Source organism: Microbacterium ureisolvens (genome assembly GCF_015278315.1).
Taxonomy (GTDB): domain Bacteria; phylum Actinomycetota; class Actinomycetes; order Actinomycetales; family Microbacteriaceae; genus Microbacterium; species Microbacterium ureisolvens.
Map to the genome: position 1 here is coordinate 196,567 of NZ_JADIJE010000001.1, position 19,569 is coordinate 216,135.

General features: G+C 71.4%; 16 protein-coding genes. 2 read left to right on the top strand and 14 right to left on the bottom strand.

Annotation, left to right across the window (positions count from 1 at the left end; all coding sequences use genetic code 11):
• Positions 1-11: 11 nt before the first annotated feature.
• The 8 genes from tatA to IM767_RS00830 form a co-directional block, all read right to left on the bottom strand.
• On the bottom strand, positions 12-200 hold the full coding sequence (tatA, locus tag IM767_RS00795; RefSeq protein ID WP_109211554.1) for a twin-arginine translocase TatA/TatE family subunit: 189 nt from the start codon (positions 198-200) through the stop codon (positions 12-14).
• Between the two features lie 11 nt (positions 201-211).
• On the bottom strand, positions 212-2,956 hold the full coding sequence (locus IM767_RS00800) for an exo-rhamnogalacturonan lyase family protein (RefSeq protein WP_109211553.1): 2,745 nt from the start codon (positions 2,954-2,956) through the stop codon (positions 212-214).
• An 83-nt stretch (positions 2,957-3,039) separates the two neighbouring features.
• Positions 3,040-3,681: a LacI family DNA-binding transcriptional regulator gene (locus IM767_RS00805; protein WP_162564367.1), complete on the bottom strand. Its 642-nt coding sequence runs from the start codon at positions 3,679-3,681 to the stop codon at positions 3,040-3,042.
• Positions 3,656-4,285 carry a hypothetical protein gene (locus IM767_RS00810; protein WP_162564366.1) on the bottom strand — a complete coding sequence of 210 codons (630 nt, stop codon included), beginning with the start codon at positions 4,283-4,285 and terminating at the stop codon, positions 3,656-3,658. The genes IM767_RS00805 and IM767_RS00810 overlap by 26 nt, the downstream gene beginning before the upstream one ends.
• A 4-nt stretch (positions 4,286-4,289) precedes the next feature.
• Positions 4,290-5,189, bottom strand: coding sequence for a carbohydrate ABC transporter permease (locus tag IM767_RS00815; RefSeq protein ID WP_109211550.1), 900 nt, complete (start codon positions 5,187-5,189; stop codon positions 4,290-4,292).
• A complete protein-coding gene (locus tag IM767_RS00820) occupies positions 5,186-6,148 on the bottom strand; it encodes a carbohydrate ABC transporter permease (RefSeq protein WP_109211549.1) in 963 nt (320 codons plus the stop codon). Before IM767_RS00820 ends, IM767_RS00815 begins: the two co-directional genes overlap by 4 nt.
• Positions 6,149-6,209: 61 nt before the next feature.
• Positions 6,210-7,541: an ABC transporter substrate-binding protein gene (locus IM767_RS00825; RefSeq protein ID WP_109211548.1), complete on the bottom strand. Its 1,332-nt coding sequence runs from the start codon at positions 7,539-7,541 to the stop codon at positions 6,210-6,212.
• A 116-nt stretch (positions 7,542-7,657) separates the two neighbouring features.
• Entirely contained in the window at positions 7,658-8,734 is a 1,077-nt protein-coding gene (locus IM767_RS00830; protein WP_109211547.1) for a substrate-binding domain-containing protein, read from the bottom strand.
• Positions 8,735-8,821: 87 nt separating this feature from the next.
• On the opposite strand from IM767_RS00830, the gene IM767_RS00835 reads away from it, so the two are divergent.
• Both IM767_RS00835 and IM767_RS00840 read left to right on the top strand, forming a co-directional pair.
• A complete protein-coding gene (locus IM767_RS00835; protein ID WP_239453438.1) occupies positions 8,822-10,828 on the top strand; it encodes a DUF2264 domain-containing protein in 2,007 nt (668 codons plus the stop codon).
• A complete protein-coding gene (locus IM767_RS00840) occupies positions 10,825-11,826 on the top strand; it encodes a hydroxyacid dehydrogenase (RefSeq protein ID WP_109211546.1) in 1,002 nt (333 codons plus the stop codon). The genes IM767_RS00835 and IM767_RS00840 overlap by 4 nt, the downstream gene beginning before the upstream one ends.
• 66 nt (positions 11,827-11,892) lie before the next feature.
• Here the strand turns inward: IM767_RS00840 and IM767_RS00845 are convergent, their stop codons facing one another.
• The 6 genes from IM767_RS00845 to iolC form a co-directional block, all read right to left on the bottom strand.
• The gene (locus tag IM767_RS00845) at positions 11,893-12,795 is read right to left on the bottom strand and encodes a cation-transporting ATPase (RefSeq protein ID WP_109211545.1); all 903 of its coding nucleotides are present in this window, start codon (positions 12,793-12,795) and stop codon (positions 11,893-11,895) included.
• Positions 12,796-13,061: 266 nt separating this feature from the next.
• Positions 13,062-14,975, bottom strand: coding sequence for a 3D-(3,5/4)-trihydroxycyclohexane-1,2-dione acylhydrolase (decyclizing) (gene iolD, locus IM767_RS00850; protein WP_109211544.1), 1,914 nt, complete (start codon positions 14,973-14,975; stop codon positions 13,062-13,064).
• Positions 14,975-15,889, bottom strand: a complete 915-nt coding sequence (gene iolB, locus IM767_RS00855; RefSeq protein ID WP_109211543.1) for a 5-deoxy-glucuronate isomerase — start codon at positions 15,887-15,889, stop codon at positions 14,975-14,977. The genes iolD and iolB overlap by 1 nt, the downstream gene beginning before the upstream one ends.
• 89 nt (positions 15,890-15,978) lie before the next feature.
• Positions 15,979-17,532: a CoA-acylating methylmalonate-semialdehyde dehydrogenase gene (locus IM767_RS00860; RefSeq protein WP_194398778.1), complete on the bottom strand. Its 1,554-nt coding sequence runs from the start codon at positions 17,530-17,532 to the stop codon at positions 15,979-15,981.
• 25 nt (positions 17,533-17,557) lie between these two features.
• Positions 17,558-18,454 (bottom strand): class I fructose-bisphosphate aldolase, encoded by an 897-nt coding sequence (locus tag IM767_RS00865; RefSeq protein ID WP_239453220.1) that lies wholly within the window; start codon positions 18,452-18,454, stop codon positions 17,558-17,560.
• On the bottom strand, positions 18,451-19,410 hold the full coding sequence (gene iolC / locus IM767_RS00870) for a 5-dehydro-2-deoxygluconokinase (RefSeq protein ID WP_109209531.1): 960 nt from the start codon (positions 19,408-19,410) through the stop codon (positions 18,451-18,453). The genes IM767_RS00865 and iolC overlap by 4 nt, the downstream gene beginning before the upstream one ends.
• Positions 19,411-19,569 lie beyond the last annotated feature (159 nt).

The window sequence follows — 19,569 nt, forward strand, 5'->3', positions numbered from 1 at the left end:
GTCCCCTCCCCTCACACCTCGTCGCGGGAGGCGCTCCCGGCGGGACCGGACTCGGCGGGCGCGTCCTTCGTCTCGGTCTTGAGGATCCGGACGGACTGGCCCACGCCCTTCGCGAGAGCCGGGAGTCGGGCCGCGCCGAAGAGCAGGAGCACGACGACGAGCACCAGGATCAGGTGCATGCCGTTGATGTTCGCGAGCATGGGGTCCTCTCTCAGATGTGGTCGCCGACCAGGGCGAGGCACTGGATGGCCGCGAGGCCGTACTGCGCGCTCGCGTTGGTGCTGAACGGGGCCTCGTCGACAGGGTTCAGCACGGCGGGCCCGTCGATGCGGGTCGAGGTGAAGGCCAGGCTCTCGGGGTAGCCGGCATGGCCGGTGCGGAACTCGCGCCATGCGCGCTGGGCGAGGGCGACGTCGCCGAGCTGGTGCGCGGCATAGGCGGTCGCGCGCGAGTAGGCCTGCCGGAGATTCTGGCTGCCCCACGAGACGCCGGTCGCCTCGCGCTGCTCCGCCGACGTGCCGTTGTAGAGGCGGCAGTAGGTGACCCACTTCGCGGTCACCTCGGGGTCGTCGATGAGTTCGATGAGCTCGGTCATGAGCTCGATGAGGCCGAAGACCGAGTCGAGCGAGCCGACCTCGACGGTGCGCTCGGTCTCCTCGCCGTACGTGCCGTCGGCGAGGTTGTAGCGCAGCGTCCCGCCCTGCGCCCAGCCGTTGGGCATCGCCGCGATCGTCTTGGCGCCGTTGACGAGCTTCGCCTGGGCGATCGGATCGCCGTTGCGCTCCCACTCCGCCAGCCACGCCAGGGCCAGGGCTCCCCAGTCGGTGGTGTTCGAGACGCCCAGCGCGTCGGGCTGCGGCGTGTACTCGTCGGTGCGGATCTTGCGCGCGGGGTCCAGCACCAGGAACGTCTTGTCGGCGTCGACCAGGTCGCGCATCAGGTCGCCGACCCGCTCGTCGGCGGTGAGGAAGTAGTAGAAGCGGCGATACCCGGCGTTGCTGATGCGCTGCTGCTTGGCGCTGTCGCCCCAGTGCATGATGCCGTGGCGGGTGCCGAGGTCGCGGTATTTGCCGAGGTGGTAGACATCCACCTCGCCGGTGTGCCGCGTCATTGCCTCCGCGAAGCGGAACGCCGTGGCATCGCCCGTGCGGAGGTAGTGGTACCAGAGCCACATGTCGGTGCTCAGCTCGGAGTTGTCCCACGCGTAGCCGCCGATGTCGTACCGCCACACGTGCCGGTCGCGGTCGTACTCGTGGATGACGTCGCCGTAGTCCCAGAAGCCGTACCAGGAGCGCTGGTCGACCTGCTGCACGTAGTGCTGGTGCATGAAGGCGAGCTTGTCCTCGACGGCGACCTTCGCCAGGTTCGACCGGTCGACGGGCGCCCACGAGCCGAAGACCCCGGCCGAGTGGTTGTGCTCGGGCGAGCTCACCAGGAGCGGAGGCGTCGTGTTGGCGTCGGCCAGCGCGCTGAAGTCCGCTGCCGTGGGCGTGGCGCCGAGCGCCCAGAAGCTGAGCTCCGTCGTGCGGGCGGTGCCGTACGGCGAGCCGAAGCCCGGCTCGTAGTCCTCGTACGTGATCTCGAGCGCGTCCAGCTGCTTCGGGTACGTGTCCTGCCCGAGGCCGTCGTGGTAGAAGCGCAGGTCCATCGCGTCGGCCTTGGGCGACCACATCCAGGTCGTGGCGGTCGCGACATCGGTGCCCGCACCCGAGATCTCGAGCTCGGTCGGGTGGAGCTGCCAGAAGTTGCGCATGCCGAACGCCAAGCCACCCGCCGGGCTGCCGACGTACGCCAGGCCGCGAGACCGGCGTCCGGAGTCGACCCGGATCCACGAGTGGCCGGCCGACGTGCGCTTGCGGATCTCGAATCCGTTGGCGGTGAGCTGACTCAGGCTGTAGTCGCCCCACGCCGGGATCCACTGCAGCCGCGACGTCACTCGCTGGTCCCATGTCGCCGGGTCGGGCGTCCAGGTGCCGGCGATCTGGGCGGCGCGCGCCGCCGCCCCCGGGTCGCGACGCAGGCCGGTGATGCCGCGGACGGCCTCGCCGAGCACGCCCGCTCCCTCGCCGGCGAACCGGACGTGCCGATCGTGCAGCTGGGTCGACAACGGCACCGAGAAGCTCAGGCCGAGGCCCGTGATGAAGTCGGTGTTCTCGTCGCCGTCGAACACGAAGCTGTGGACGACGCGGACGCCGTCGGATCCGGCGTACAGGTAGAACCGCACGTCGAAGGGCAGCCAGCTCCGGTTGCCCTTGCGGTGCTGGCCGGTCACGCGGACGACCGCGCGCACCGGTCCCTTCTGCTCGACCTTCACCTCGCCGACCTCGCTCTTGAACCACTCGCGCGCGATCTTCTCGGCGCCGTCGGTGTCGGGCCGGTCCTGGCGCGAGGCCACGAGCCGGCCGTCCTGGGCGATGACGGTGTCGCCGCGACGGATGGCCGAGACGAGGTTCGGCCCGTTCTTGGGGAATTCGACCCGGATGACGCCGGTATCGACGACGACGCGCCCCGGATTCTCGTCGACGGAGATGGCGGCTGCCGGTGCCGCCGGCGTGCCCGGCTGCAGCGAGTATGCGGCGGCACGGCCCGACGCCCCACTCACCGCGTGAGCGGTCCACTTGACGGAGCCGTCCGGCCACCACCCCGTGGGCCAGCTCTGCACGGGCACCGACTCGCCGGTCTCGGAGACGAGCGCGAAGGTCTGCTCGGGACTGAGCGCCCCCTTCGGCCATGGCACGCCCCAGGTCGTGCCTGCCACGAGCTGACCGGGGGTGCCGCCCTCCAGCCAGCGGATCGGGACGGGACCGTGACCGGTCAGCGCCGCGGCGACGGGCTGGCCGAAGGCCCCGCGCACGACGGGTGCCGCGTTCGCGGCGGACGGGCCTGCCGAGACGAAGGCCGCGGCGACCCCGGCGGCGACCGTCGACTGCAGCAGTGTTCGACGACTGATGTCCATGGCGATGACTCCTCGATGAATCCGCGGAGCCGTCGCTGGCTCCGACCGCCACCGAAACTAGGGGCGCCGACGGATCAGGCTGATCAATCGGACAAAATCGGACAATCCGCGCCGCCGAGTGCCTGCGCCGCGGCGCGCCAGCCCCGCCCGAAGGCGGCCTCCGCGCCATCCGACGCCCCCTCGGCCGCCGTCGCGCGAGCTCCGTCGGACGCGCCGGCGGGAACGATCGCCGGAAGCCCGCCGTGCGCCGCATAGAGTGCGAGCTCGCGCCGGACGCCGGGATCGATCGTCGAGGCGCGCGAGGTGACGACGAAGATCGCGCGCGGGCGCTGCCCGCGCAGCGTCCGCACCAGCTCCGCGGCACGCTCGCCGTCGAGGCGGCACGCCGACACCGCGACGAGGCTGTCGTGGGCGTCGGCCCAGCCGTGGATTCCGGCGGCGGTCTGCATCGCGGTCTCATCGCGCAGCGAGTCGACGACGACGGCGACCGCATTCGAGCGCCGGCCCGCCGTCGCCTGCGCGCGGAGGTCGACGACATAGCCGAGCCGCGCGGCGGCGGCGCGCACGCGCTCCTCGTTCTCGGGGCGGACCCGACGCGCGGAGCCGTTGAGCACGCGGGAGGCGGTCGACTGCGAGACGCCCGCTGAGCGGGCGACGTCTTCGAGTGTCACCTCGACGGCCGCAGCGGCGGCCGGGGCGTCACTGCGCGCGAGCGACGACCGCACGGCCCGCAAGGACGAGCATGCCGGGCACCAGGACCATCAGCGGGGCGAACATCCACACCACGACGCCGGCGAGGCCCAGGGCGAGAAGGAGCAGCAGCGATCCCCTCTGGTCGCGCCACGATCGATCGGCGGCCTCGCGGATCAGGGCGCTCCACGAGGGGCACCCGGCGGTCCACTTCGCGCTCGCCCGGAGCAGCACCACGGCCGCGGCGGCGCCGAGTACGGCGGACGCCCACCGGAAGACCTCCCCGCCCGGCATCCCGGCGATCAGCGGACTCGTGAGCGTGGCCGAGATGGCCGCGAAGGCGGCAGCGGCCCCGATGCCCCAGAGCCACCCCTTTCGCAGCGCCCGCAGGAAGTCCCTGCCGAACTCGAGGAGCGAGTCGGACTCGCCCTCGACGTGACGTCGGAAGTGCGCGGCCCCGGCGGCGAGTGCCGGCAGCGCGGTCACGGCGGGGATCGCGAGCACCGCGACGGCGAGGCTGACGACGATCGTCTCGGAGAAGAGCGCCAGACCCCGGCTCGACATCGCCCGCGCGACGCGGCCGGCTCCTTGCGGCGCGCGCCCGCCCGCCGGGCGGCGCGCGGTCTCGGTGGAGGTCATGTCGTCAGCCCTTCAGTCCCTGCGTCGCCACCCCGTCGACCAGATAGCGCTGGAAGATCAGGAAGAAGAGGAACACGGGGATCAGCGCCAGCACGGCCATCGCCATCTGCCCGCCGTAGTCGGCCGCCGAGCTCTGGTCGACGAACAGGCGCAGCGCGATCGGCAGGGTGTAGAGGTCGGGGTCCTTCAGGTACAGGAGCGGGCCGAAGAAGTCGTTCCAGGTCCAGATGAAGGTGAAGATGGCGCTCGTGACGAGCGCCGGCTTCAGCAGCGGCAGCATGATCGACCAGAACGTGCGGTAGTGGCCCGCGCCGTCGATGCGCGCGGCCTCGTCGAGCTCCCGCGGAAGCCCGCGCATGAACTGCACCATGAGGAACACGAAGAAGGCCTCGGTCGCGAGGAACTTGCCCAGCAGCAGGGGCGTGAAGGTGTTCACCATGCCGAGGGCGTTGAACATGATGTACTGCGGGATGATCACGACGTGGAACGGCAGCAGCAGCGTCGCGATCATGATGCCGAAGTACACCGTGCGGCCGGGGAAGCTGATGCGCGCGAACGCGTAGGCGGCGAGCGCCGACGACAGCACGACGCCGATCACCGACAGCACGGCGAGGATCGTGGAGTTCTGGAAGAAGGTCCAGAACGAGACGCCGCCGATGCCGCTCAGCGCCTTCTCGTAGTTGTCCATCGTGACTTCGCGCGGCAGCAGCTGCGCGTTGCCGACGATCTGCGACGACGGCTTGAAGGTCGACAGGAGCATCCACGCGACCGGGTAGAGGATCACCGCGAGGATCGCGAGCACGACGACGTGGAAGACCACCTCTTTGAGGGTCCACCGGGGACGGTCGCCCGAGCGGCGCTTCGTGCGGCGGTCGGCGGTCACGAGCAGCTGCGTTGCGCTCATCGTCCTTCATCTCCTGCGTAGTGGACCCAGAACTTGGAGCTGCGGAAGAAGATCACCGTGATGAAGGCGATCACAAGCACCAGGACCCAGGCCATGGCCGAGGCGTACCCCATCTGGAAGTCGCGGAAGCCGCGGAAATAGAGGTACAGCGTGTAGAAGAGCGTCGACCGGGCCGGGCCGCCGGTTCCGCCCGAGATGATGAACGCCGACGCGAACACCTGGAACGCGTTGATCGTCTCGAGGAGGAGGTTGAAGAAGATGACCGGCGACAGCATCGGGATGGTGATCGCCCGGAACTTGCGGATCGGCCCGGCGCCGTCGACGGATGCCGCCTCGTAGAGCTCCTGCGGAACCTGCTTGAGGCCCGCAAGGAAGATGACCATGGGCGCGCCGAACTGCCAGACCGCCAGCAGGATGAGCATCGGCATGGTCTTGTCGGGATCGCCGACCCAGCCGCCGGCGGGGAAGCCGAAGAACTGCTGAATGGTGTCGACCGGGCCGTCGTCGATGAACATCGCCTTCCACACCACGGCGATCGAGACCGAGGCGCCGACGAGGGAGGGCAGGTAGAACGCCGAACGGTAGAACCCGCTGCCGCGGAAGGCCGCGTTGAGGATCAGGGCGACGCCGAGTGCCGCCGCCAGCTTGAGGGGCGTGCCCACCAGGACGTAGACCGCCGTCACCTTCCACGCCTGGAGGTAGTCGGGGTCGTTCCACAGCCGCACGAAGTTGTCGAAGCCGACCCACTGCGGCGGGCTGAAGAGGTTGTAGTCCGTGAAGGCGAGGTACAGGGACGCCACCATGGGGCCCGCGGTCAGGAGCAGGAACCCGATCAGCCACGGGGCGAGGAAGACGTACCCGGCGCGGATGTCCTCCCACCGGCGTCGGGGCCGGCGGGGTGCCGGCGGCGCGGCCTGCACCTCCGGCGGCGCCGGCGGAGCGAGTGTTTCGGCGGTCATTGCGTTGCCTCTCGGGATGCCGCGGGGCGGCGCGCATCGCTGCGCGCCGCCCGCGACGCGATCAGTTCAGTGCGTTCTCGGCCTCGGCGAACCAGCGCTCGGCCGCTTCGGCGGGAGTGGCGGCGTCGTAGGCGACGTCCTGGCTGATCGCCACGAACGTCTGCTCGAGGGTTCCGAAGCCCTTGACGGCCGGCGGCGCCTGACCGTCGAGCTTGTCGGCGACCTCGTCCTGGTACGCCAGGATCTTCTCGTCGAGCTCGTTCGCCTCGATGCCCTCGGCGGCGGTCGACGACGCGGGCACGCCGCGCGACATTCCGAAGATCGCCCCGACCTCGGGGTCGTTGACGAGGAAGTCGACGAACGCCGCCGCCTGCGCCGGGTGCTCGCTGTTGGTGGCGATCGAGAGCATCAGGCCGGGCTTGAGGAACATGCCCGTGTTGTCGGGGTCGTCGTACGGAGGCAGTGCGAGCGAGAGCTCGGGCGCGGCCGGACCCTCCGTGAAGCGGGGAAGGAAGTTCGCCCAGCTGATGTCGCTCGCGATCTCGCCGGCGCCGAGAGCGTCGACGCCCTCGAACTGCGCCTGGCGCTCCGCCGGCATCGCGCCGCCGGACTCGTTGATGGGAGCGCTGCGCGCCCACCAGTCCTCGAGGTCGCTCTGCTCGAAGCCGAGCTCTTCGCCGTCGATGAACGACAGGCCCTGCTGGCCGAGCCAGATCTGGAAGAGCCAGAAGTACTGGGTGTAGTCCAGCGAGCCGTAGACGGTGGGGTCGCTCGCCGCGCCGGCGGCCGAGACGTCGGCGAGGAACTCGTCGTACTCGTCCCACGTGATCTGCCCCTCGGGCACCTCCACGCCGAGCTGCTCGAGCAGCGGGCCGTTGTACAGCGTCCCGAGGGTGCTGCTGGAGGAGGCGAGTCCGTAGATCTTGCCGTCGACGGCGCCGGCCTCGACGAGCGACGGCTCGATGCCGTCGGTCGCGATGGCGTCGCCGAGGTAATCGTCGAGGGCGACCACGTGGCCGAAGCCGCCGTACTCGGCGAGGTAGGCGAGGTCCATCTGGAAGACGTCCGGGAGGGTACGGCTCGCCGCCTCGGTGTTGCGGGCGGTCCAGTAGTCGCCGAAGCTCGCGTAGCTGGTCTGGATCGTGATGTTCGGGTTCTGCTCCTCGAACAGGTCGATCGCCGCCTCGTAGCGCTCGGCGCGGCTGGCGTCGCCCCACCACGCGAAGTTGAGCGTGACCTCCTCGTCGGGGTCCGCGGTCGCGGCCGGCTCGCCGCCTCCGCCGGCGCAGCCGGTGAGGAGTGCGAGGCTGCCCGCCGCGAGGAGAGCCCCCGCGGTGAGGGAGCCGCGCCGTGCCGTGGACCTGGCGGCGCTGGTGATTGCTCGGGATGTCATCGGAGCCTCCTTGCTCGTTGCCTCTCGTCGGTCACCCGGCGAAAGAGCGCCGGGGGCCGTGCAGAGACAGGGTAGGTCGGGGGTTCGAACGGTTGTGGCCAAGCGGACAAAAGCGATCAGAGCACCGCTCCGCAGGACTCCCGCACGGTCAGCCGCGGCAGCATCGTGATGTGCCGGGCAGCGCTCGGCCCGGCGTCGGAGGCCGCGATCCGCTCGGTCACGATGCGCATCGCCTCCTGTCCGAGGTCGCGTCCGGGCGGCGTGACGCTGGTGAGGGGCACCATCGCCAGGCCCGCGGTGTCGTCGTCGAAGGCGACGACGGCGAGGTCGTCGGGAACCCGGATGCCGCGGTCCGTGGCGAGCTCGACCAGGCGCGCGGCGTGCACGTCGGTGTGGACGAGGGCCGCGCTCGCACCGGCGTCGGCGCACGCCGCGATGAAGGCGGTGAGGGCGTCGTCGAGGGCGTTGCTCTCGCCGTCGCCGCCCTTCGGCAGTGACACGCTCGGCGCCTCCGCGAGCCCCAGCCGGGACGTCGCCGCCCGGTGGCCGTCGCGGACGAGCGGGGCGGTCGGCGTGCGGTCGAAGACCGCGAGCCCGACGCTACGGTGCCCGAGCCCGGCGAGGTGCTCGACGGCCAGCTCCGCTCCGCGCTCGTGGTCGGTGCGCGCGCTGTCGTACGCGGCGAGCGCGGTGGACTCCAGCCGCCGCTCCAGGAAGACCACGGGCACGGGGATCGTGCGCACCCAGTCGGCGAGCTCGGCCTCGGTGCGGTCGCGCATGGTGGGCGCGAAGACGATCCCGGCCACCCCGATCTCGACGAGTCGCTCGACCTGCCGCTGCTCGAGGTCTTCGCGGTACTGCGAGGTCGCGAGCACGACGCGGGTGCGCCCGCCGTGGGACGCGGCATCCATCCCCCGCACGATCTGCGGGTAGTGGCTCACCGAGCCGGGCACCACGACCCCGACGTTCGTGCGCGCCGCCTGGGGGATCGTCGGGGCGCCGACGGCGATGGCCCCGCCGTGCACGCGCGCCAGCTTGCCGGCCTTCTCGAGCTCCACGATGTCGCGGCGGACCGTCACCTGCGACACCCCGAGCTGCGCGGCGACCTCGGCGGCGCTCACGCTGCCGTGCAGCTCGACCTGGCGCAGCAGGTGCTCGTGGCGGGTTCTGGGCAGTGAGTTGTGTCCAGCCATGGTGCGAAGTCCGTTCGTCGCAGTCTGATCCGATTGACCGATCGGTGATCGGAATTGTCCGAAAGGGCGGATGGCTACAGGATCGTAATGCACGATCGACGCGTGACGATGACGTACCGGGATGCCGACATGGCGACGACGACCGACCGCGGCCGCTGGGAGACGCTCGCCGACCGACTGGTCGACAGCGCCCTGCCGTACGCGTCGCCGAGCGGTTCGCTCATCGTCCTGCCCGGTCCGGCGAGCGCGTCCGGACGCTGGAGCGACGGGCTCGAGGGCTTCGCGCGCGTCGGCCTGCTCGCCGCCTTCCGCGTGCGCGGCGCCGACGGCGCCGATCCCGCGGGCGTGCTCGACCGCTACGCGCGCGGTCTCGCCGCCGGGACGGACCCGTCGCATCCCGAGCGCTGGCCCACGATCGCCGAGCGGCGGCAGGCGGTGCCCGAGGCGGCGTCCGTCGCGATCCTGCTGTCGGAGACGCGGCCCTGGCTCTGGGACCGGCTCGACCCAGCGGTGCAGGAGCGCACGATCGCGTGGCTCGCGGGAGTCGTCGGCACGAGCGGCTACACGAACAACTGGATCTGGTTCCAGAACGTGATCGAGGCGTTCCTGCAATCGGTCGGAGGACCGAGGCGGCAGGACGATCTCGACCGCAACCTCGAGATCCAGGAGAGCCTGTACCGCGGCGACGGCTGGTACTCCGACGGTGCCGGACCGGACGGCTCGCAGCAGAACTTCGACCACTACGCCGGGTGGGCCTGGCACGTGTACCCGCTCCTTCACGCCCGCATCCTCGGATCCGAGCTCGACGGCGTCCACCGCGCGCGCCTGCGCGAGTTCCTCGCTCAGGCGCAGGACCTGGTCGGCGCGGCCGGCGCTCCCCTCTTCCAGGGCCGGTCGCTCACGTACCGCTTCGCCACCCTGGCGCCGTTCTGGGCCGGGGCGATCGCCGGTGAGACCCCGCTGGCCGCGGGAGCCACCCGCTCGCTCGCCGATGCGACGCTCGACCACTTCCTCGAGCGGGGTGCGATCGACGACCGCGGACTGCTCTCCATCGGCTGGCACCGCGAGTTCCGCGGTCTGCGGCAGGCGTACACCGGGTCGTCGTCCACCTACTGGGCGAGCAAGGGTCTGATGGGCCTTCTGCTGCCGGCCGACCACCCCGAATGGTCCGCCGCCGCTCCCGGGCCGGCCGAATCGGTTGAGCCGGTCCGCGTCCGCTCGCTGCAGGCGCCCGGCTGGCTCGTGGTCCGCAGCGAGGCCGACGGCATCGTGCGGGTGCTCAACCACGGCTCCGACGGGTTCCGCGGCGCGGCGGGGGGCGCACGCGCCGACAACCCCTTCTACCAGCGCCTGGCCTACTCGACCGAGACGGCGCCGGACCTCTCCGCGCGCGGCGCCGCGCAGCCCCTCGAATCGCACGTCGCGCTGCTCGACGCCGCCGGAGCGCCGTCGCATCGCGACCGCATCGAGCGGGTGCACCTGGACGACCGCGTCGCGGTGTCGCGATCGCGGGTGCACTGGCTCGACACCCCGGAGACGGGCCGCACGACCGACGTCGCGGGATGGGCCGGGGTCCGCCGTGGACCGCGGGTGACCGTGGCGTCGGTCGTGCACGGGGTGCACGAGCTGCGTCTCGCGTGGTGGGTCGACGCGCCTCGGCCCGCGCACCCGTCGGCGGTCGACGACCTGGACGCCGTCTGGCCGGAGGACGAGGGGCCCTGGTCGTTCCGCATCGGCGGCTGGGCGCTGCCGGTGCAGGACGGCCGCTGGACCGCCTCGGACGAGTCGGCCGTCACGCGCGACGACGGCGTGCTCTCGGCTGTGCGGGGCGTCCGCGGGCTCGAGCACCATGGCCTCACCCACCGCGTCGGAGGCGACCCCTTCGCGGCCGGCTCGGCGACGCCCTGGGCTACGGGCTCCTCCCCGGTCGGCGCCGGCGAGCTGGTCGCCGCGCTGGTGGCGCTCGGCAGCCCGGGCGCCGGCCTCGACGTGTCGTTCGTCCCCGAGATCGAGCTCGCCGGTGAGGCGATCCGCGTCCGCTGGCCGGACGGCCGCGTCGACGACGTGCCGACCCACGGCGAGGTCACCGCATGAGCCGGCCCCCGGCGCTGCTCGCGATGGAGTCCGCCCAGCTGGCGTCCGATCTGTTCGGCGCGCGCGCCCGGCGCGACCTCGATCGCATCCTGGCCGTGCACGACGCCGTGCTCACGCCCAATACGCCCGCGATCCCGGCCTCGTCCGCCGACACCGAGATCCTCATCACCGGCTGGGGCGCCCCGCGGCTCGACGAGGCGACGCTCGCGCACTGGCCACGGCTGCGAGCGGTGGTCCACGCCGCCGGTTCGGTGAAACGCCTGGTGACTCCCGCGGTGTGGGAGCGCGGCATCCGTGTCTCCAGCGCCGCGGGCGCGAACGCGGTCCCCGTCGCGGAGTACACGCTCGCGACGATCCTGCTGAGCGCGAACGACGTGCTGCGCTCGGCCCGCGACTTCGGGCGCACCCACGACATGGCCGCCGCCCGGCCGCGCGGCGACGTCGGGGCGTTCGGCATCACCGTCGGCGTGATCGGCGCATCGCGCATCGGGCGCCGCGTGCTCGCGCTGCTGCGGCCGTTCGACATCGAGTGCCTGCTGTTCGATCCCTCGCTCAGCTCCGTCGAGGCGGCGGAACTCGGCGCGGAGCTCGTGTCGCTTCCCGACCTCCTGCGCCGCTCGCAGGTCGTGACGATCCACGCTCCCGCCCTGCCGGAGACGTACCGCATGATCGGGCGCGACGAGCTCGCCCTGATGGCCGACGGCGCGACGCTGATCAACACCGCGCGCGGGTCGCTCGTCGACACCGACGCGCTCGTCGACGAGCTGCGCGCGGATCGGCTCCAGGCCGTGCTGGATGTGACCGACCCCGAGCCGCTCCCGTCCGGGCATCCGCTCTTCTCGCTGCCAGGCGCCACGCTGACGCCGCACATCGCCGGCTCCATTGGCAACGAGCTGCGCCGCATCGGGCATCACGTCGTGGCCGAGGTCGAGCGCTTCGTCCGCACCGGCGAGTTCGCCGACGAGGTCACCTCACCGGATCTCGCCCGCATCGCGTAGGACGGCGGCGCGAAACGAAAGGAGATGACGGATGCCGCGGCCCGCGGCATCCGTCATCCTCTTCGGTCAGCGGAAGAGGTCGCCGAGGCCCGGGATCTCGAAGTTCGACAGCTGCTCGCCGAAGCCCGAGAGGGTGTCGCCCGCGCCCGACAGCATGTCGCCCGCGGCGCCCGAGACGACATCGCCCGCCGCGCCGAGATCCACACCGCCGGCGATGGCGTCGAGGTCGATGCTCCCGGCGATCGCGTCGAAGTCGATGCCCGAGGCGACCGCCTCGCCCAGGAGGGGCGCTGCCACCGTGCTGGCGACTGCCGCACCGGCGACCGCGCCCAGCAGACCGCCCGCACCCATCAGCGCGGCGCTGCGTCCGAGTCCGCCGCCGGAGCCGCCGCGGGAGCCGCGCCCGACCCGCGCGAGAAGACCCGCCATGGCGCCGGGGCGCGCAGCCTCGGTGCGCGCGGCCGCGCGGGCGAGGTCGGGCGCCTCGGCCGTGCGCGGCTGCTCGCCGAGCCGCAGCTCGGCGCGCATGCCCGCCTGCACCTGCGCACGCTGTGCGGGAGTGAGGCGCGCGAACGCCTCGCGGTGGATGGCCTCGACCTGGTGCGGGTCGGAGGTCTGGAGGAGGTACTCGTAGCGCGCGATCGCCGCGCGGTCCGCGGCGCCGTTCGCGGCGTTCGGGGCACCGGGCGCGGCGGCGGTGCCGGGCGCACCGGCGGGCGGCGGCGTCAGCCCGACGCCGGGTGCGGCCTGGCCGGGGGCCGCGGGGTACGGCGAGGAGGCCTGAGGCTGCGGGGCGCCGTACGGCGTCTGCTGCTGCCTGGGTGCCTGCCGGGAGTCGCCGGTGACGGCTCCGGCGACATCGCGCACCATCGACTTCCAGTCGCGGTCGCCGCCGCCGGATCGGTTCGCGGAGCCGGACGAGTCCAACGCCTTGGCGGCAAGGCCGAAGAGTCGATTGAGGGAGCTCATGGGGGTTCCTTCCGGATAGGAGTCTGGCGTGACGAAGAACGCCAAGGTCTCCTCCGCCCCGAGGGGCCGGCAACCCGGGATCCGGCGCTGGATCCGTAATGACGAGGTGCCGCAGGCGGGAGTACTCCCCTTGTGCGCTCCAGCCTATGGCCCCGGAACCCGATGGCTCCGCCGTTGCGGCGGGGTCAGCGGAGTCTCCCAGCAGATTGATCGGTTGGCTCAGGGCCCCGGCCGCACCCGCCCGCCGGTCAGGCTCGGGTGGGCGGTCAGCCCAGGAGCGGCTTCTGGTTCGCCTGCTGCGCGAGGTAGTCCTCGCGCGCCTGCTGGGTGGATTCGAGGGTCGAGACCTCGGGAACGGGCACGTCCCACCAGCCGGCACCGTCGGGCGCGTAGACGAGCGGGTCGCTGTTGATGTGGATGAACGTCGAGCGGTCGGATGCCTTCGCCTGGGCCACCGCCGCCTTCAGGTCGTCGATGGCCGAGGTGCCGGGCTCGATCTCGATGACGTCGAGGCCATAGCTGCGGGCGTTCATGGCGAGGTCGACGGGCAGCACCTTCTCGCCCTGGAAGTTGCGCGCCTCACCGTCGTACTCGCGATACCAGGTGCCGAACCGTTCGGAGCCCACGGTCTCGGACAGGTGCCCGATCGAGGCGTAGCCGTGGTTCTGGATCAGGATCACGATGATCTTGATGCCCTCGGCGACCGCGGTGACCAGCTCGGTGTTGAGCATGAGGTACGAGCCGTCGCCGACCATGACGATGACGTCCCGGTCGTCGCCGTCGGCGACGAGGCCCCGCTTGGCGCCGAGGCCGCCGGCGATCTCGTAGCCCATGCATGAGAAGGCGTACTCGACGTGGTAGCCGAGCGGGTCGCGGACCCGCCACAGCTTGTGGAGGTCGCCGGGGAGCGATCCGGCCGCCTGGACGATGACGTCCTCCGGCGCGCTCGTCGACTGCACGGCGCCGATGATCTCGGGCTGGCCGGGAAGAGCGAGCCCCGAAGGCGCGAAGGCGTCATCGACCATGCGATCCCATTCGGCCTTCTCGCGCGCGGTGCGCTCGGAGTACTCCGCCGCGACCTCGAAGCCCTCGAGCTCGATCGCGAGCTCGGCGAGGGCCTCGCGGGCGTCGGCGACGACCGGCAGCTGCGAGCCGTGCTTGTAGGCGTCGAAGGAGGCGACGTTGATGTTCACGAACACCACGTCGGGGTTCTGGAACGCCGTGCGCGACGCCGTCGTGAAGTCGCTGTACCGCGTGCCGATGCCGATGATCACGTCGGCCTCGGCCGCGAGCCGGTTGGCGGCGAGGGTGCCGGTCGCCCCGACGCCCCCCAGGTTCTGCGGGTGGTCCCAGTCAAGGGCCCCGCCGCCGGCCTGCGAGGTGCCGACCGGGATGCCGGTGGCCTCGACGAGCGCACGGAGCTGGTCCTCGGCGCCCGAGTAGATGACACCGCCGCCGGCGACGATGAACGGGTTCTTCGCGCCGCGGATCGCCGCCACGGCGCGGGCGAGAGGCCCGCGCTCGGGCAGCGGGCGCCGGATGTGCCACTCGCGGTCCTGGAGGAACTCGACGGGCACATCGAGCGCCTCGGCCTGCACGTCCTCGGGGAGCGCGATCGTCACCGCGCCGGTCTCGGCCGGGTCGGTGAGCACGCGCATCGCGGCGAGGGCGATCGAGTACAGCTGCTCGGGGCGCTGCACGCGGTCGAAGAACTTCGACAGCGGGCGGAAGGCGTCGTTGACGGTGAGCCCGATGTCCCACGGCTGCTCGAGCTGCTGCAGGACGGGATCGGCCACGCGCGTGGCGAAGGTGTCACTGGGCAGCAGCAGCGCCGGCAGCCGGTTCGTGGTCGCGAGCGCCGCGGCGGTGAGCATGTTCGCGGCGCCCGGGCCCACCGACGCGGCCGACGCGTAGGTGCCGCGGCGGCGGTGCATGCGGGCATAGCCGACGGCCTGGTGCACCATGGCCTGCTCGTTGCGGGCCTGGTAGTACGGCATCAGGTCGGGATTCTCGACGTTGGACTGCTTCAGCGCCTGCCCGATGCCGGCCACGTTGCCGTGGCCGAAGATGCCGAACATGCCCGGGATCGTCCGCTCGCGGATGTCGCCGTCCACGGTCCACTGGTGCGCCAGGAACTCCACGAGCGCCTGGCTGACCGTCATCCGTCTCGTCGCGCCCATCAGCGGTCGCCTTCCTTGTCGTTCGTGTAGGGCAGTCGCTCGTCGACGCTCTGCCCGGTCCAGGTGTCGCGCACCCACGCGTGCGCGGGGTCATCGCTGATCAGCCACTGCCGCTCGGGGTCGGGGCCCGCCATGACGTTGAGGTAGTACAGGTCGTAGCCGGGGGCGGCGACGGCGGGCCCGTGGTAGCCGAAAGGCACCAGCGCGATGTCGCCGGTACGGACCATCGCGTTGATGTCGATCTCGCCCGCCGGGGAGGAATAGGTGCTGAACATGCCGAACGAGGCCTCGGCCGCAGCATCCGATCCCGCCACCGGCGCCGTCTCGAAGTAGTAGATCTCCTCGAGGCGCGACTCGTGACCGGGCACGTGCTCGTCGTGCTTGTGAGGCGGGTACGACGACCAGTTCTCGGCCGGCGTGATCACCTCGCACACGATCAGCCGCGCGGCGTCGAGCGCCTGCGGAGTGCCGAAGTTGTGCACCTGCCGGCTCGAGCGGCCCGCACCCCGAAGCTCGACAGGGGTGTCGGACGCCGGGATGTACCGCCACTCCCGCGCCTCGCCCGTCGGCGCCTCGGCGACGGCGACACGGCCGTTGCCGCGGATCTCGGCGGTCGTGCCCGCCGGGAGGTAGAGCACGTCGGTCGGGCCGTCGAACACCGAAGCGCGGCCGTGCAGACGGGTCTCCCACTCCCCCGGGAAGTGGCGGTGGACCACGTGGAACGATCCCGCGAGAGGAACGACGATCCGTTCGACACCACGCTCGTCGAGGCTGAGGTGCGACCCGTCGGCGAGGTCCGCCACGCGGATGCCGGTGTGCTCCCACCCCGGTGTGGTCGCGTCGACGACGCTCTCCCACCCGTCACGGGCGAGGTCGCCTCGGCGATGGAACCAGCGCTGGTCCGTTGTGCTCATGTCGTGCTCTCGTGTGTGTCGATTGTGCGGGACGGATGCCGCGGCCGCGAGTCCCCCCGGATTCGCGGCCGCGGCAGCTCAGGGGCCGGTCAGTTGTTCTGGGGGAAGCCGAGGTTGATGCCGCCGTGGCTGGCGGGGTCGAGCCAGCGGCTGGTGATGGCTTTCTCGCGGGTGAAGAACTCGAACCCGTGTACGCCGTAGGCTTTCGCGTCGCCGAACAGGGAGGCTTTCCAGCCGCCGAAGGAGTGGTAGGCGACGGGGACGGGGATGGGCACGTTGATGCCGATCATGCCGACCTGCACCTCGTTCTGGAACCGGCGGGCAGCTCCCCCGTCGTTGGTGAAGATCGCGGTGCCGTTGCCGAACTGCCCACTGTTGATCAGCTCCAGGCCCTCGTCGTAAGAGGCGACGCGGACGATGGAGAGCACCGGGCCGAAGATCTCCTCGGTGTACGCCTTGCTGGTGGTGGGGATCTGGTCGATCAGGGTCGGCCCGAAGAAGAACCCGTCCTCGTGTCCTGCCACCTGGAAGCCGCGGCCGTCCACGACGATGGTCGCGCCATCGGCTTCGGCGATGTCGACGTACTCCGAGACCTTGTTGCGGTGGACGTCGGTGATCAGCGGCCCCATGTCCGGCTCCACGCCGTCCACACCGGCGCCGTTGCCGATGCGCAGCTTCGCGATGCGCTCGGTGATCTTGGTGATGAGGTCGTCGGCGACCGGTTCCACGGCGAGCACGACCGAGATGGCCATGCAGCGTTCCCCGGCGGCCCCGTACCCGGCGTTGACGGCCTGGTCGGCGACCAGGTCCAGGTCGGCGTCGGGCAGCACCAGCATGTGGTTCTTCGCACCGCCGAGCGCCTGCACCCGCTTGCCGTGCGTGGACGCGGTCTCGTAGATGTACTGCGCGATCGGGGTGGACCCCACGAACGAGATCGACTGCACGTCGGGGGAGGTGAGCAGGCCGTCCACGGCGAGCTTGTCGCCCTGCAGCACCGTGAACACCCCGTCCGGCAGACCCGCCTCCTGCCACAGCCGGGCCAGCCACAGCGCGGCCGACGGGTCCTTCTCCGACGGCTTGAGCACCACGGCGTTGCCCGCGGCGATCGCGATCGGGAAGAACCACATCGGCACCATCGCCGGGAAGTTGAACGGCGAGATGATCCCCACCACACCCAGCGGCTGCTTCAGCGAGTACACGTCGACACCGGTCGACGCGTTCTCACTGAACGCGCCCTTGATCAGGTGCGGGAACCCGGTCGCGAGCTCCACCACCTCCTGACCGCGCAGGATCTCACCCATCGCGTCGGAGAGCACCTTGCCGTGCTCGGCCGTGATGATCTCCGCCAGCTCCCGCTTACGCGCATTCAGCAGCTCCCGGAAGTTGAACAGCACGCTCTGCCGCTTCGCGATCGAATAGCCCTGCCACACCCCGAACCCGCGGACCGCGGAAGCGATCGCCGCATCGATCTCCGCCCGATCCGCCAACGCCACCCGTGCTGACACGGCACCTGTCGCCGGGTTGTACACCGGCGCCGTCCGGCCCGACGTCGAGGCGCGCTCGGCGCCGTCGATCCAATGCGAGATGACCCGGACGTCGGCGTCCACGTGGGCGTTGGCGGACGTGGTCTCAGTGATGCTCATGGGGTGTCCTTCGTGAGGGAGGGGTTCAGAGGTCGGTGTGGACGAGGCCGGCCGCGATGTCCATGGCGGCGGCGACGTCGTCGTCGGGCGGGTAGAGGAGAGTGCGGCCCACGGTCAGCCCGCGCACGCCGGGGAGGCACAGCGCGTCCTCCCACGAGGCGAAGGTCTCGTCGGGGTCGACACCGGCGTCGCCGCCGAGGAGCAGCGTCGGCATGGTGGTGGCGGCCATGACGCGCTCCATATCGTCCACGACGGGCAGCTTCATCCACGTCGAGGCGCTGGAGGCGCCGAGGCCGGAGGCGATCGCGATCGACAGGATGACGGCATCCGTCGACAGATCGTTCACGACGCGACCGTCCACGCGGTTGCTGAGGAAGGGCTCGAGCATGATCGGGAGCCCCGCGAGCGACGCCTGCGTGACGACGTCCGCCATGGCGGCGAGGGTCGACACCGTGCCGGGGTCGGCGAGGTCGATGCGCACGAGCGTCTTGGCGAAGTCGATGCCGGCCGACACCATCGAGGGGACGTCGTAGGCGGTCATGCGGTCGTCCATCTCGAACGACGCTCCGCGCAGCCCGCCGCGGTTCATCGAGCCGACGATGATCTTGTCGTCGAGCAGTCCGAGTGCGGCCAGGTCGTCGATGATGTCGGGGGTGCCCAGCACGCCGTCGACGCCGGGTCGGGTGAGCGCCGTCGCGAGCCGGTCCAGCAGCTCGTACCGGTCGGCCATCGCTGTCGTGTTCTTGCCGACGGCCAGCGCGCCGCGGGCCGGGTGGTCGGCGGCGACGATGAACAGCCGCCCGTCGCCGTTGAGCACGTCGCGGCGCCGCCGGGACGTGAGGGCGTCCCCGATCGCCTCGGGCCGCATCGCGCGGATGTCGCGCAGGCGCGCGAAGTCATCGGCCGTGAGGAACTGCGTCATCGGGAGACTCCCGTCTCGAGGATCGCGGCGACCTCGGCTTCGGTGGGCATCGCGGTCGAGCACTCCAGCCGCGAGGCGACGATCGCTCCGGCGACGTTCGCGAACCGCAGCAGCCGTTCGAGGTCCCACCCGGCGAGGAGCCCGTGACACAGCGCTCCGCCGAACGCGTCCCCGGCGCCGAGGCCGTTGACGACGTCGACCCAGTGCGGGGGGACGACGACGGACTCGTCGCGGGTCTTGGCGAGGACGCCCTTGGGTCCCTGCTTCACGATCGCGAGCTCGACCCCGCGATCCAGCAGCGCGTCGGCGGCACGATCGGGGTCGGTCTCCCCCACCGCGACCTCGCACTCCTCGCGATTGCCGACGGCGACGGTCGCGTGCTCGAGTGCACGGGTGATCTGAACGGTCGCCTCGGCCGGGTCGGCCCAGAACATCGGCCGGTAGTCGAGGTCGAAGACGGTGTGCCCGGCGGCGCGCGCCTGCAGGGCAGCGTGGTGGGCCGCGCGGCTCGGCTCCTGGCTGAGGCCGGTGGCGGTGAACCACAGGATGCGGGTCGCGCGCACGGCGTCGAGGTCGAGGTCGCCCGGCCCGACGTTGAGGTCGGGCGCCTTGGGCTCGCGGTAGAAGTACAGCGGGAAGTCGTCGGGCGGGAAGATCTCGCAGAACGTGATCGGCGTCTTGTACGTGTCGTCCGTGCGGACGTAGCGAGCGTCGACGCCGAGCCGTCCGAGCTCGGCGCGGAGGTACCGGCCGAACGGGTCGTCGCCGACCGCGGAGATGAGGGCGGCGCGGCGGCCGTGACGGGCCGCGGCCACGCTGACGTTGGCGGCGCTGCCCCCGAGGAACTTGCCGAACGTCTGCACCTCTTCGAGCCCGACTCCCGACTGGAGGGGGTAGATGTCGACGCCGAGGCGCCCGAAGGCCAGGACGTCGAGGGGAGAACTGTTCTCGGTCATACTCCGCTGTACAACTCTCTGCGCGGACTACACCGTGCATCGTCGGACTATTTGTCCTGACAATAGCACAAGCTTGCGGACGTGCAACACCCCGACACGCCGCAGCCGGGTGACATAGTGGAGTCGTTGTACCATTGTCGGGACATTATGCTGTCTGGA

Coding starts and splice junctions, on each gene's coding strand:
- tatA (WP_109211554.1), bottom strand. CDS start 200: ATGCTCGCGAACATCAACGGCATGCACCTGATCCTGGTGCTCGTCGTC.
- IM767_RS00800 (WP_109211553.1), bottom strand. CDS start 2,956: ATGGACATCAGTCGTCGAACACTGCTGCAGTCGACGGTCGCCGCCGGG.
- IM767_RS00810 (WP_162564366.1), bottom strand. CDS start 4,285: ATGACCTCCACCGAGACCGCGCGCCGCCCGGCGGGCGGGCGCGCGCCG.
- IM767_RS00815 (WP_109211550.1), bottom strand. CDS start 5,189: ATGAGCGCAACGCAGCTGCTCGTGACCGCCGACCGCCGCACGAAGCGC.
- IM767_RS00820 (WP_109211549.1), bottom strand. CDS start 6,148: ATGACCGCCGAAACACTCGCTCCGCCGGCGCCGCCGGAGGTGCAGGCC.
- IM767_RS00825 (WP_109211548.1), bottom strand. CDS start 7,541: ATGACATCCCGAGCAATCACCAGCGCCGCCAGGTCCACGGCACGGCGC.
- IM767_RS00830 (WP_109211547.1), bottom strand. CDS start 8,734: ATGGCTGGACACAACTCACTGCCCAGAACCCGCCACGAGCACCTGCTG.
- IM767_RS00835 (WP_239453438.1), top strand. CDS start 8,822: ATGCACGATCGACGCGTGACGATGACGTACCGGGATGCCGACATGGCG.
- IM767_RS00840 (WP_109211546.1), top strand. CDS start 10,825: ATGAGCCGGCCCCCGGCGCTGCTCGCGATGGAGTCCGCCCAGCTGGCG.
- IM767_RS00845 (WP_109211545.1), bottom strand. CDS start 12,795: ATGAGCTCCCTCAATCGACTCTTCGGCCTTGCCGCCAAGGCGTTGGAC.
- iolD (WP_109211544.1), bottom strand. CDS start 14,975: ATGGGCGCGACGAGACGGATGACGGTCAGCCAGGCGCTCGTGGAGTTC.
- iolB (WP_109211543.1), bottom strand. CDS start 15,889: ATGAGCACAACGGACCAGCGCTGGTTCCATCGCCGAGGCGACCTCGCC.
- IM767_RS00860 (WP_194398778.1), bottom strand. CDS start 17,532: ATGAGCATCACTGAGACCACGTCCGCCAACGCCCACGTGGACGCCGAC.
- IM767_RS00865 (WP_239453220.1), bottom strand. CDS start 18,454: ATGACGCAGTTCCTCACGGCCGATGACTTCGCGCGCCTGCGCGACATC.
- iolC (WP_109209531.1), bottom strand. CDS start 19,410: ATGACCGAGAACAGTTCTCCCCTCGACGTCCTGGCCTTCGGGCGCCTC.